Raw genomic sequence first — 12493 nt, 5'->3', positions numbered from 1 at the left:
ATTTTCGGGGGAGGCTTGAGAATCATGACATTTGAAGAAGCACATCTGCAGTTTATCAACGGGCATCTGGGCAGCAGACCTAAAGGAGAACGCCGGGCGCGCTTGGAGCGGGGGCATAGGCATGCCGAGATCCTGTTTCTGAATAAAGTCTGGTGGCCGCTGCGGGGACATTTTGAAGGGCTGCATCCAGAATACGAGGTCATGGACTGGCGGGGAAGATCGTATTTTGCAGATTTCGCCTGGTTACCGGGATACGTGAAGCTGCTGATCGAGATCAAAGGCTATGCCTCACATGTACGCGATATGGACCGGACTAAATACTGCGGCGAACTTAACCGGGAAACTTTCCTGTACGCCATGGGCTATCATGTGATTTCATTCGCGTACGATGATGTTGAGCAGCGCCCTGAGCTTTGTATGACCCTGCTGCGGCTCGTACTGGGCAGATATCAGCCTGCCGAGGCACCTGTGTCACGTGTACAGCTAATGGAGCAGGAGGTAATCCGGCTGATTATCCATCTGTCCCGGCCCATCCGCCCGCAGGATGTGAAGGAACATTTCTCTGTCGATTACGGAACCGCAGTCCGGACGTTACACAACCTGGCTGACAAAGGCTGGCTTCTTCCCGTCCCCACCAGTAATCAGGAACGGACCGCACGGTATGAGCTGAAGCGCAGTGTGCTTGAATATATTAATTAATCTGCATACGGAGCAATCTACTTGCGTTTCCGCAGCAGACCAAATTTAATGTAACGGCTGCGGGCTGGGGCTGCGGACCAGCATTAATGCGACCCGTTGCGGGCCATACACTGACGTAGACGAACATTGCAACACAAGTGGATCTCCACTATACTTTGTCCGCTAGACGTTTGCCCAGTAACATGTATCCGAAAATAACCAGAACCGCCAGCAACGTTCAGGTGGATCGTTGAACCCGCTGCTGGCTGTAGGCTGTAGTGCCGCGAATCAACTGCTGTAACAGTAAGTGGAAAAAGGTATCTTAATTTATCGATTTCGTAGGATCGTGGCCAAGCAAGTGGAAAAACAGCAACTAATTTGGGTGATTTCAGCTACTTGGGGTAAGATGTAATAATTTAAGTGCTGTTTATCCACCTGCTGCATTCGCAGGGTTCATTCGTTCACCAGCAAGTGTAGAAAATCCAACTAATACTGCCTCTATTGCCTCAGTAGCCGGTGAGGGCCATACAATTCTCCAACAAGTCATGCCCCTCACCAGTGCTCTGACCCTAGCCTTCCGGCTTCATCCTTCTCACCCTCCCTTTAATCTCATCCTTAGCTTCGTCCTTCTCCCCCTTCCTCTAGCCTCAGCCCTCCAGCTAACACTTTCTCTTCAATCCCTCTAGCCTTTGCCCCCCTTTCTCTCCCTCCAACTTCACCCTTCTAGCCCAATCCCTCTAGCCTTATCCCTCCAGCTTCCCCCCTCTCTCCCTCAAGCCCTAGCCTCCCTCCTTTCTCTCCCCCCCAACTTCGCCCTTTTAGCCCAATCCCTCTAGCCTTATCCCTCCAGCCCCATCCTTCTATCCCATCCTGCCAGCCATCCCGCTCTGCAGAAGCTCCCCCTACCCTTCCCCAGCAAAAAAACACCCGCATGCGAAACCTCCGCATGCGGGCACTCAATGACCGGCAACCTACTTCTTATTCATCTTAAACTTCAGGAACAGCTCGTTATAATGGGCAAGCATCCGCTTACCGAGGTTATCGTAGACCTCCAGCCGGTCTGTGATCTCGGCGGGCGGGTAGAAGCGCTCGTCGCCGGAGATGTCCTCCGGCAGCAGCTTCAGGGCAGGAACGTTCGGCGTAGAGTAGCCGACATATTCCGTATTCTGCGCCGCCACATCCGGGCGGAGCATGAAGTTGATGAACTTATGTGCCCCTTCGATATTGGCTGCGCCGCGCGGAATGACCATGTTGTCGAACCATATGTTCGAGCCTTCCTCCGGCACTACGTAATCCAGCTTGTCGTTCTCATCCATAATCTCCGAAGCATCGCCGGACCAGACGATTCCGACAGCCGCCTCCTCGTTCGCCAGCAGCATCTTGATCTCGTCGCCGACGATCGCCTTCACATTCGGCGACAGCCGGTTCAGCTTGGCCAACGCCTCCTGCAGATGCTCTTCATTCCTGTCATTGACGGAATAGTGCAGACTGTTCAGCGCCATGCCCATCACCTCGCGTGCTCCATCGACCAGGAAGATATTATTGTCCAGCCGCTTATCCCAGAGCGAATCCCAACTGCTGAAATCGATGCCCTCCGTCATCTCGGGGTTGTAGATGATACCTACCGTCCCCCAGAAATAAGGCACCGAATACAGGTTACCGGGATCAAAGGACAGATCCATGAATTCGGACCCGATATTGGCCAGATTCGGAAGCTTGCTGTGATCCAGCGGCAGCAGCAGGTTCTCTTCGCGCATCTTGGCAATGGCATAGTCGGAAGGGACCACGACATCGAAGACCGTACCGCCCTGCTCAACCTTGGTCAGCATCGCCTCATTAGAGTCAAAGGTCTGGTAGATCACCGTAATGCCGGTCTCCTCCTGGAACTGCTCCAGCAGCTCAGGATCGATGTAATCACCCCAGTTGTAGATCGTCAGCGTATTGCCGCCGGAATAGCCCTCGGCCGAGTTCAGCCTGGAGGCCAGGAACATCAGCCCGAATGCCACGATCAGAATCGCCAGAAACGTATTTACCAGCTGTTTCATCTAGGCACCCCCGCTTCGGCAACCGGTTCTGCAATCTGCATAGGCGGGCGGCTCTTCCGCTGGTTAAGGTAGTAGTAACCTACTACAAGCAGAATCGTGAAGAGGAAGATCAACGTCGACAATGCATTAATCGACAATGAGACCCCTTGGCGTGCCCGGGAATAGATTTCAACCGACAGTGTGGAATATCCATTACCGGTTACGAAGAAGGTTACCGCGAAATCGTCCAGGGAATAGGTAAGCGCCATGAAGAACCCGCTGAAAATCCCCGGCTTGATGATCGGCAGAACTACCTTCGTAAGCACATCGCGGCGCGTAGCCCCGAGATCCCGGGCAGCGTCAGTCAGTGTCAGGCTCATCTCCTGCAGATGGGGCAGGATCATGATGACGGCAATTGGAATACTGAACGCCACATGCGAGAGCAGAACGGAGGTGAAGCCAAGCTTGATCCCGACAATGGTGAACAGGATCAGGAACGAGGCTCCGATAATCACATCCGGGCTGACAATCAGCACATTATTCAGCGAGAGCAGCGTGTTCTTGGCCCGGCGGCTGCGGACATGCTGGATTGCCAGTGCTCCGATGATCGCAATCAGTGTCGCAATCGCCGAAGACAGGAGCGCGATCACCAGCGTGTTAATCACAATAATCATCAGCCGGGTATCAGCAACGACCTCACGGTAATAATCCAGTGTGAAGCCCTCGAATTCATGCATGGTGCCGCCGCTGTTGAACGAGTAGTACATCAGATAGAAAATCGGCGCATACAGAACAAGGAAGACCAGCACCAGATAGATATTGGCAATCCCGTTTTTATTTTTGCTTTTGTTTCTCACCCGCGCACCCCTTTCCGCGAGCTGCCCGTAAGAATCATGAACAGCGCCATAATGGCGATCAGGAATACCGCTACCGTAGAGCCCATGCCCCAATCCTGTGTGACCAGGAAATGCTGCTCAATCGCGGTGCCGAGTGTAATTACCCGGTTGCCGGCAATCAGTCGTGTAATCATGAAGAGCGACAGCGCCGGAATGAATACCGCCATAACGCCGGAACGGACCCCGGAGATCGTCAGCGGAAACACAACCCGCCGGAACGTCGTCCACCCGGAGGCACCCAAATCGCGCGCCGCATCGACCAGCGACAGATTCATCTCATCCAGTGCACTGAAGATCGGCAGAATCATGAACGGGATGAAGATATAGACGGATACAAATACAAAGCTGAAGCCCGTGAAGAGAATCTGCTGCTCTCCTATCCCCATTAAATCGAAGAAATTGTTAACCGGGCCGAAGGTGCCGAAGATCCCGATGAAGGCATATGTCTTCAGCAGCAGATTGATCCATGTCGGCAGAATAATCAGCAGCAGCCACAGCTGCTTGTGCTTCGTGCGCGTCAGCAGATAAGCAGCCGGGTATGCCACCAAGAGCGAGAACAGTGTGATCAGAAAAGCATACCAGAAGGAATTCAGCATCATTCTCATATATACCGGCGTGAAGAAATTGACGTAGTTGTCCAGCGTCAGCTTCCCGTCCAGATCGAACAGGGAATAATAGACAACCAGCAGCACCGGTGCAATAACAAACAACGCAATCCACAGGTAATACGGGATGAGGTAGTACGACTTGCCCTTACTCTTCATCGCTCTCCACCTCGCCGTAAGCCTCCAGACGTTTGTCGAACTCTTCCTCCGTTTCGCCGAAACGCATAACATGGATCGCTTCCGGATCAAAATACAGCCCGATTTCGCTGCCTACCTCCGCCTTGCGGGTGGAATGGACCAGCCATTCATGGCCTGAGCCGTCATAGCAGCTGATCTCATAATGTACCCCGCGGAACAACTGGGAATCCACGCGCACCTTCAGCTTTCCCGCTTCTACTGTGGCAATCTCCAGATCCTCCGGCCGGATGACGATCTCCACCGCCTCATTCGGCTTCAGGCCGGCATCGACGCACTCGAACCGGTGGCCGTTAAATTCAACTACATAGTCCTCAATCATTACGCCCGGCACGATGTTCGACTCGCCGATGAAATCCGCCACGAAGCGGTTGATCGGCTCATCGTAGATATCGTTCGGCGTACCGCTCTGCTCAATCTTTCCGCCGTTCATGACGAAGATCCAGTCGGACATCGCCAGCGCCTCTTCCTGGTCATGGGTAACGAAGATGAAGGTGATGCCCAGCCGCTGCTGCATTTCCCGCAGAATATACTGCATCTCCGTGCGCAGCTTCAGGTCGAGCGCGGACAACGGCTCGTCCAGCAGCAGTACCTGCGGCTCGTTGACAATCGCTCGCGCAATTGCGACACGCTGTCTTTGTCCCCCGGACATCTCATTTATCGCCCGCTGGTCATAGCCGACCAGATTGACGAAGCGCAGCGCCTCCTGCACCTTTTGATTAATAACATCCTTCTTAAGCTTCTTGATCCGCAGTCCGAAAGCCACATTCTCAAATACGTTCAGGTGCGGAAACAGCGCATAGTCCTGGAATACCGTATTGACCTGCCGCTCATTGGCGGGAATATGGTTGATGATTTTGCCGTTCAGATAAATGGAACCTTCAGTCGGCTCAGCGAAGCCGGCAATCAAACGCAGAATGGTCGTTTTCCCGCAGCCCGAGGGGCCCAGCAGTGTATAGAATTTACCACGTTCAATTTCGAAGCTCACGCCTTTTAATACAGCCTCTTCATCGTCATATTGCTTAATAACCTGATCAAAAGAAATAATAGTGCCTTCCTGGGTAGCTATAGCTAACAACCTCCCTACCTTATGTAGTACAACCTATTTTACCCGCTTATTGCGGGAGACAATCCATAAGCAGCATCCTCAGCGCGGATAAGTGACATTTCCTCCCTTTGTTCGACAGACTTCAATATATATAGCATATAGGAATCATTCGATATATGCGATAGCTTACATTATTAATTGCAGTACAGAAACTTAACAAGTTCGTAAAAAATGGACCCGGCGTGGCCTGTTTTGAGGTGCTATAATGAAAACGGCTGAAAAACATAAAATTTTTCTTACATTTGCGAAAGAAGATGACTACCATGAACGAGGGGTTACAAGACCGCCTTGAGAAGTTCGGATTATCCCTTTATATGATACGTGTTACCCTTGCTGCATCACTATCCTGGCTCGCGGTACACAGCTTGTATGGCGACCGTTATCTGTACTTTGCGCCGCTGGCGGCGATTCTTATCACCCAGAGCAGTGTCAAAGCCTCGCTTGAAAAAGGGGCATACCGGCTGCTCGGTATTGTGCTAGGCGGAATCGCCAGCCTGGTCGTGGGCCGCTTCTTCGATGTTGGTGCGCTCTCGATTCTGCTGATGCTGCTGCTCGGTATAGGCGTAGCCACCGCCTGCCGGATTAATATCCAGGCCGTTTCGCAGGTTGGCGTCACTTCCGTCCTGGCGCTCACCTTCTATCAGGATGGGTACATCGTCTGGAGAGTCGCCGAGACCCTGATCGGCGTGCTGATTGCCTTAATTATAAATATGATTATCGTTCCGCCCAAGGGGTTCGTCAAGGTCAAGGACTTGGCACTGAGGGGCAGCCTGACATTGTCCGATGCCTTAACCGGCCTGACGTCCGGCGGACGGGATGCTGCCCAGGCACTGACCGCGCTTAAGCTTTCCGGTGAACTGCTTGGCAAGAGTAAGCAACTGCAGAACGAGCTTCACTTCACGCTCTCCCATTACCAGTGCCGCAAAGAGCTCGGTACACTGTCACAGGCTACCTCCCATCTTAGCAGGGTGCATTCCTACGTCAAAGGAATTTCCGAAGAGCTCTCCCTGCTTCCTGCCCATTATGCCGCAGCCGACTGGATGACAGAGGTTGTGACGGCAACGGCAGACTGCATTGCCTTATATGGTACCCGGACGCTGTCGGATGCGGAATGCGGACGTTCGCTCCCCGAGAGCCTTCGCCGCGCCCGTGATGTGCAGCTGGCCTGGTTCTCTGAGCTGCAGGGTCAATGCCCGCTCGCCGCATTCCGTGATCTTGGCGCGGTGTTCTCGCATCTGAACCGGATTCTTGAAGAGATTGAACGCGCTGATTATGCGGCAATCTCAGCTGGCGCGCAGCCCGCCAAGGCTGCACCGGCGAGCGCGATACGATTCATACAGAAGGGACTCTCCCATAAGCTATAGGCTTGGGAGAGTCCCTTTTTCCTGTGCGGTAAAGCCGAATCAGATTTAGTTCCCATCCTCATGATTTGTTCCCGTAACGACACTATGCCCTCCCGGTTCAACTGGAAGTTACACGCATTGATTTTTAGCGGATTATTGGCAGTCATAGGGCGGAAATATATTATTGTTGTACAATAATTCAATTAGCAGTAGGGTTTGAGCAACAAGGGCTCTTGCAGAAGGGGTCCTCCCATAAGCTGTAAGCGCTGGGAAACCAGTTTTCCAGACAACTTAGAGCTGCACATTTTAAGATTATTGATAAATTGGCAGAATAGAGTTGAAAAATAGCTCCTTAAGTACTAGAATTAAGCTTGTTTGCAGAAGTTCCTGCAGCGCAGGAACCAGTTATGACCTTTTTTGTCGATTACAGTCGATTTAAATCGCCTCATGCTGAGTGTATATCATTGATCTATTTCTAAAGGCAAACTTCCTGAAAGGGTAGGACGCAAAGCAATGGGCCTAAGAATGCAGAGAATCCGCGTTTATGGTCGCCAGGCTGCCAATAGAGACCACGTAAGCCATCAGTCACCGGGAGATCCCCCAGGCTTTATGATGCTCTTTTCTGTACGAATGCCATTGATTATACGAAAAAGCGAGGTTAAGCTAATGCCGCAGCAATTCATCGAACCAACCCGATATGATTTCGTGGAATCCTTGATGCTTGAACGTACGGGATTCCTGGATTCTTTCTCTGTGGAGGGCCAGACTTCCGGCGGGATGAATGGAGATAAGGATGGAATTATCCTTGTGCAGAATAATCAGATCTTCATTACTCCCCCGCTCTCTGGCGGCAAGCCAGCCCGGATCTCCGCTGTGCATCCTGTAGTGCTGAAGATCAACTGGAAGACCGTTACAGAGCCTACTGAGGTGACCTCAGCGGATCATATAACCTGGGAAATTTGCGAGAAGCCACAGTATCAGATTACCGTTTCACCTGACAAGCTCAAAGTGCATTTCACCTTGTACCGTGCAGAAAAGTACGCCTGGAATCTGGTTAATTGCCCGGCTTCCTTCGAAGCCGCAGTCCGGGCTGAACCTAACCGGGCGATGCTGCTGTCCACGCTCACTATAGAACAGATTCTCTCTTCGCTGGATAACCGCTCCATTCTGCGGAATCTGAATATCCCGGCCCTATACGCCGAACTGAACAACCCTACATATCTCCCAGTCTGTATCGTAGAAGGGAGAGCCCCGCTGCCCGGCAAGAAATCAAGGCTGCAGCTGTCCCTCCCGGAGCATACGCTCACAGGCAATGGAATGCTCCGGGAGGGAAGAACTGCGGAAGCTGCAGATTTCTTAGATTATCTCCGGTTTCCGGGAGCCCCCTTCGCCAGAGAGGGAGAGGTCTTTGCCCGCAAGTTGCCGCCAGAAGAGGGAATTCCCGGATTTGACGTAGAAGGAGGCGTCTTGCCTCCACCTCCACCCCAGGATATTTATTTCGCAGCCGGAGACCATGCACAGCTGCTTCCAAACGGAGAGATCGCGGCTCTGCGTACGGGCAGACCCCGCATCTGCGGAGACTCCGGCAGCGTCACAACCTGCGATTTCCCTGCCCTATGCCTCATCACCAAGGAAATGGCGGCAACGGCCGGTGAGATTATATTTGCAGGTGACATCGTTGTACCCTCAGATATTGAAGGCCCTATGTGTATTGAGGCGTTAGGGAATGTGTATGTCTACGGCAACGTCTGCCAATCTACAATTACGGCTACCGGCAGCATCTATATAAGCGGTCAAGTAACCGGCTGCAGCCTGCATACAGGACTTGCCGGCGTACACCAGCACCGCCTGCACCGCTTCTCCAGTCTGCTGCTGACTGAAGTCGGCGGACTGCGGGAAGCCGCCCGTCTGCTGGCCAAGAATGTAGAATCCCGCCAGCAATCCGTGAAATACGGTCTGGTGGTTATGCTGCTGCTGGAGGATAAGTACAGCCATATAGAGTGCCTGATCAGCGATCTTAAATCCGCACTGCTGTGCATGGAAGGTGCCCCCCAGCCCGGTACGGATCAGCTCAAGCAGATGCTGGAGGTTTTTACCCATCCGGGGCAGTTCACCGAGTTTATCACTGACAGTGTTCTGAACAGCTTCTCCCGGCTGCTGCGTAATCTGTGTGAAGACATTGAACTGCTCCAGGAGGAGCATGCCTTCATTAATATCGCCCGTTCCCATAACAGTATCCTGGAGTCCGGCGGAGAACTGATCCTGCGGGACGCGGACGCAGAAACGGTCTAAGCCTGCTGTAATGTAACCCCTGACAAACATAAACGGCTGCCCCTCTTCTGAGGGAGCAGCCGTTTGTTTATTCCTTACCCAGACCGGGTACCGGGGTCTGCAGGACACTCCCGGCATTCCGGCCCAGCCTGACATTCACCAGAATAATGCTGCTCACAATCAGCAGCATACCGATGACCAGATTCAACGTAATCTGTTCATGCAATAAGACTACACTGGAGCCGATGGAAATCAGCGGAATCAGAAAGGTGAACGAGCCTACCTTGCCGGCCTCTCCTTCATTGATCAGCTTGAAGTATACCAACCAGCCCAGCGCAATCACGAAGACCGCGATGAACAATGTATTTATTATAAAAGTACTACTCCAGCTAATATCCGCCCAGCTCTCCGAAGCTGAGCCTGCCGCCAGCAGGATTACCCCGCCGATCATGATCTGCATCGCGGTCATCCACAGCATATCTACTCTGGCTGCATTGCGTTTGGTATAGACCGTAGCCAGCGCCCAGCTGAGTGCACTGGCCAAGGCCAGCAGTACGCCTATAGGCGAGATACTTCCGGTTAATCCCCCAAGGCTTAACGAGGCTACCCCGAGGAAGCCGATTACGAGGCCGGCGATCTTAAGCCCGTACATCCGCTCGCCCAGCCAGATCCAGGCAAAGATTCCGAGCAGCACCGGCTGCAGGAATACAATGGCCGAGAATAATCCGGACGGCACATACTGCAGGCCAATCGTCTGGAAGCCATAGTAGAAGACGATACTGAGGAATGCTGACACCAGATAGACGGGCCAGAGCTGGCGCAAATGCAGCTGCTTCCGCTTCGGCAGCGCCGCGATGATTAGTATAATACCGGCAATGACCGTTCGGATTCCGGCGAACAGCAAGGGCGGGGCATACGTTAAGGCAATTTTGGAGAGCGGCCAGTTGATGCCCCAGACAATAACCAGGAACACTAATAAGCCAATGGTTTGCTTCCGCTTCTGCATGAGTTCACCTCTTGTTCTGATTTCTTCCCAAATGATACAATAGATTCAGTCATAATTGAAATGAATTATAATCATGAGGGGCATACCAGATTAGATATGAATAACACTCAAATTCGCCTATTTGTCTTAATCGCTGAGAGCCGCAGCTTCACCAAGGCAGGTCTTGAGCTGAATATGACCCAGCCCGCAGTCAGCCGCGCCATCTCCGCACTCGAAGCCGAGCTGGACGTGAAGCTGCTGCTGCGCGACCGGCGCAGCGGATTGATGCTGACGGATATCGGCAAGCGGATTCTGGTTATCTGCCGCGGAATCCTCAGCGGCCTCGATAAGATAGATCAGGAGCTTGCCGCCGAGAAAGGCCTGGAGAAGGGCCTCATCCGCATCGGCGCCTTTCCGGTTGCCGCTGCCTATTTTGTCCCGAAGATTATCAGTGCCATCACTGCCAAATACCCCGGAATTGAGATCAGATTATATGAAGGTTCGGTCGCCGAGGTGAAGGACTGGCTGGCATCACGGTTCATTGACGCAGGCCTGATGATTCCGCCGGTCGAAGATTTCGCCTCCCTGCCGCTGTTCCGGGAGAAGCTCTACGCCGTATTGCCCGGGGATCACGAGCTTCGGCACAAGCAGATCATCTGCGTGAAGGATCTGGAAGCTCAGCCTATGCTGCTCTGCCGGTCGGGCTACGAGCCTCCGGTAGTGGACTTATTCAACCGGGCCGGAAGCAGGCTGAATGTGAAATACGAGGTCAACAGCTACATTACCGCACTGAATATGATTAAGGAGGGGCTCGCCGTCGGTGTGATGTCACAGCTCTCCCTCTTGTCGCTGCCGCCGAATGTCGTGGTCCGGGAGCTGGCGCCTGATGCTTACCGCGACATTCATATCGCCGTCCATTCCCTGGAGGAGACCTCTATTGCCGTTCAATTATTTATTGATACTGCACTGCAGCTGTTCTCCGGCAATGAAGCCGCTCCGCCGTCTCCGGCCGCAGCCGGCCTGATTAACGATACCGATAAGGAGTGATTAACATGGAATATAATCGTCTCGGAAATAGCGGCCTGCAGGTATCTGCACTGGGTCTTGGAACCAACTCGTTCGGCAAACGAGCCGATCAGGAGACCTCGATCCGCATTATTCATGCCGCCATGGATCAGGGAATCAACTTCATCGATACCGCTAATATCTATGCCGGCTCCGAGTCAGAGAGGATTATCGGCCTCGCGCTTGAGGGCAGACGCCATGCTGCCGTTCTGGCTACCAAAGCCGGCCTTCCGAAGCATGACGGGCCTGATGGAAGCGGCTCTTCCCGCCGCCATCTGATGCAGGAGCTGGAAGGCAGCCTGCGGCGGCTGAAGACGGATCATGTAGATCTGTATCAGATTCACACCTTCGACCCCTATACCCCGCTGGAGGAGACGCTGCGCACCCTCGATGATATGATCTCTGCAGGCAAAGTACGTTATATCGGGGCCTCCAATTATGCTGCCTGGGAGCTGATGAAGGCGCTGGGCATCAGCGAAGCGCGCAGCTGGGCCAAATATGTCTCCATCCAGTGCAGCTATTCGCTGGCCGACCGCACACCTGAAGCAGAGCTGCTTCCGCTGTGTCTGGATCAGGGACTGGGCATCATCCCGTACTTCCCGCTGGCCGGCGGCATTCTCACCGGCAAATATACCGGCAGTGCCCCTGCCGGTTCCAGAGCGGAAACCGACCCGAATTTCCGCCGCTTCCTTACCCCAGAACGCATCTCGCTCGGGGAGCAGGTTAGCAGTATAGCGGAAGAGCTGGACACTTCACCGGCGGCGCTGTCTCTGGCCTGGCTGATGAGCAGGCCGGCCGTCTCCACGGTGATTGTCGGTGCCACCCGGGTGGAGCAGGTACAGCATAACCTGCAGAGCCTCTCCGTCCGGCCGGATGCGGCAACGCTTGAGAAGCTGGATCAGGCCAGCGCCTCCTTCCGCAGCGGGGAGCCATTCGCCGTCTACCGGCTGCCGTAACAGCTGTCGGCTCATACACAAATAAGCGGGTTCCCGGTATACCATGGGCCCGCTTTTTTTGTGCGTTACATATTTGTTGTACGTTTTGCAACTTTGATTCATTGATAGCCGGGTGTGGCGAAGGATTGTTGTATGAAATACAAGAATTGTTCCGCTAAGCCGCATGAAGCAGGAAAATTCCTGCTTTTATACAACAATTTTAGATTTGGGCCGGTTTAACGGGCAAGATGTTGTATGCCATGCAGGATTTTTGAATATTACCAGATCTCTGTCACGAATAATGGATAACTCAGGAAATTCCCGGCAAAAGCGGCCATCCGATAGTCTTGTGAGACTTAGCGCTGCAGGTTAGAAGGTCAGCATTCTG

Annotated in this window: 10 protein-coding genes and 1 riboswitch; of the genes, 5 read left to right on the top strand and 5 right to left on the bottom strand. The window is 53.2% G+C overall.

The genetic code is table 11. From position 1 onward, the window contains the following. Positions 1 to 24 precede the first annotated feature (24 nt). Positions 25 to 699 (top strand): hypothetical protein, encoded by a 675-nt coding sequence (locus MKX70_RS07310; protein ID WP_340839790.1) that lies wholly within the window; start codon positions 25 to 27, stop codon positions 697 to 699. 950 nt (positions 700 to 1649) lie between these two features. On the opposite strand, the gene MKX70_RS07305 is transcribed toward MKX70_RS07310, so the two are convergent. The 4 genes from MKX70_RS07305 to MKX70_RS07290 are packed head-to-tail and all read right to left on the bottom strand — an operon-like array spanning position 1650 to position 5476. Beyond that, positions 1650 to 2723, bottom strand: a complete 1074-nt coding sequence (locus tag MKX70_RS07305) for an ABC transporter substrate-binding protein (protein ID WP_340781736.1) — start codon at positions 2721 to 2723, stop codon at positions 1650 to 1652. Further along, positions 2720 to 3559 (bottom strand): ABC transporter permease, encoded by an 840-nt coding sequence (locus tag MKX70_RS07300; protein WP_042240597.1) that lies wholly within the window; start codon positions 3557 to 3559, stop codon positions 2720 to 2722. The genes MKX70_RS07305 and MKX70_RS07300 overlap by 4 nt, the downstream gene beginning before the upstream one ends. After that, positions 3556 to 4362, bottom strand: coding sequence for an ABC transporter permease (locus tag MKX70_RS07295; RefSeq protein ID WP_340781735.1), 807 nt, complete (start codon positions 4360 to 4362; stop codon positions 3556 to 3558). The genes MKX70_RS07300 and MKX70_RS07295 overlap by 4 nt, the downstream gene beginning before the upstream one ends. Continuing rightward, on the bottom strand, positions 4352 to 5476 hold the full coding sequence (locus MKX70_RS07290; protein ID WP_197073006.1) for an ABC transporter ATP-binding protein: 1125 nt from the start codon (positions 5474 to 5476) through the stop codon (positions 4352 to 4354). Before MKX70_RS07290 ends, MKX70_RS07295 begins: the two co-directional genes overlap by 11 nt. 293 nt (positions 5477 to 5769) lie before the next feature. Between MKX70_RS07290 and MKX70_RS07285 the strand changes: the two genes are divergently transcribed. Beyond that, on the top strand, positions 5770 to 6870 hold the full coding sequence (locus tag MKX70_RS07285; RefSeq protein ID WP_340781734.1) for an FUSC family protein: 1101 nt from the start codon (positions 5770 to 5772) through the stop codon (positions 6868 to 6870). Between the two features lie 449 nt (positions 6871 to 7319). Further along, positions 7320 to 7413, top strand: a riboswitch (cyclic di-GMP riboswitch). 102 nt (positions 7414 to 7515) lie between these two features. Next, positions 7516 to 9141, top strand: coding sequence for a flagellar assembly protein A (locus tag MKX70_RS07280; RefSeq protein ID WP_340839789.1), 1626 nt, complete (start codon positions 7516 to 7518; stop codon positions 9139 to 9141). A 67-nt stretch (positions 9142 to 9208) separates the two neighbouring features. On the opposite strand, the gene MKX70_RS07275 is transcribed toward MKX70_RS07280, so the two are convergent. Continuing rightward, the gene (locus MKX70_RS07275) at positions 9209 to 10126 is read right to left on the bottom strand and encodes a DMT family transporter (protein WP_042140364.1); all 918 of its coding nucleotides are present in this window, start codon (positions 10124 to 10126) and stop codon (positions 9209 to 9211) included. Between the two features lie 96 nt (positions 10127 to 10222). Here MKX70_RS07275 and MKX70_RS07270 point away from each other — a divergent pair, with 96 nt between their 5' ends. Next, complete coding sequence (locus MKX70_RS07270; RefSeq protein ID WP_340839788.1) at positions 10223 to 11152, top strand: LysR family transcriptional regulator; 930 nt, start codon at positions 10223 to 10225, stop codon at positions 11150 to 11152. 5 nt (positions 11153 to 11157) lie between these two features. Further along, entirely contained in the window at positions 11158 to 12126 is a 969-nt protein-coding gene (locus tag MKX70_RS07265) for an aldo/keto reductase (RefSeq protein ID WP_340839787.1), read from the top strand. The last annotated feature ends 367 nt before the right edge of the window (positions 12127 to 12493 follow it).

Source organism: Paenibacillus sp. FSL R7-0312, assembly GCF_038004445.1.
Classification (GTDB): domain Bacteria; phylum Bacillota; class Bacilli; order Paenibacillales; family Paenibacillaceae; genus Paenibacillus_AQ.
The sequence above is the reverse complement of the archived record's forward strand: the minus strand, read 5'-3'. Positions and strand labels throughout refer to the sequence as shown.

Bases quoted from the DNA above. Each gene is read 5' to 3' on its own strand.
- MKX70_RS07305 (WP_340781736.1), bottom strand. From the start codon at position 2,723: ATGAAACAGCTGGTAAATACGTTTCTGGCGATTCTGATCGTGGCATTC.
- MKX70_RS07270 (WP_340839788.1), top strand. From the start codon at position 10,223: ATGAATAACACTCAAATTCGCCTATTTGTCTTAATCGCTGAGAGCCGC.
- MKX70_RS07295 (WP_340781735.1), bottom strand. From the start codon at position 4,362: ATGAAGAGTAAGGGCAAGTCGTACTACCTCATCCCGTATTACCTGTGG.
- MKX70_RS07265 (WP_340839787.1), top strand. From the start codon at position 11,158: ATGGAATATAATCGTCTCGGAAATAGCGGCCTGCAGGTATCTGCACTG.
- MKX70_RS07285 (WP_340781734.1), top strand. From the start codon at position 5,770: ATGAACGAGGGGTTACAAGACCGCCTTGAGAAGTTCGGATTATCCCTT.
- MKX70_RS07310 (WP_340839790.1), top strand. From the start codon at position 25: ATGACATTTGAAGAAGCACATCTGCAGTTTATCAACGGGCATCTGGGC.
- MKX70_RS07275 (WP_042140364.1), bottom strand. From the start codon at position 10,126: ATGCAGAAGCGGAAGCAAACCATTGGCTTATTAGTGTTCCTGGTTATT.
- MKX70_RS07280 (WP_340839789.1), top strand. From the start codon at position 7,516: ATGCCGCAGCAATTCATCGAACCAACCCGATATGATTTCGTGGAATCC.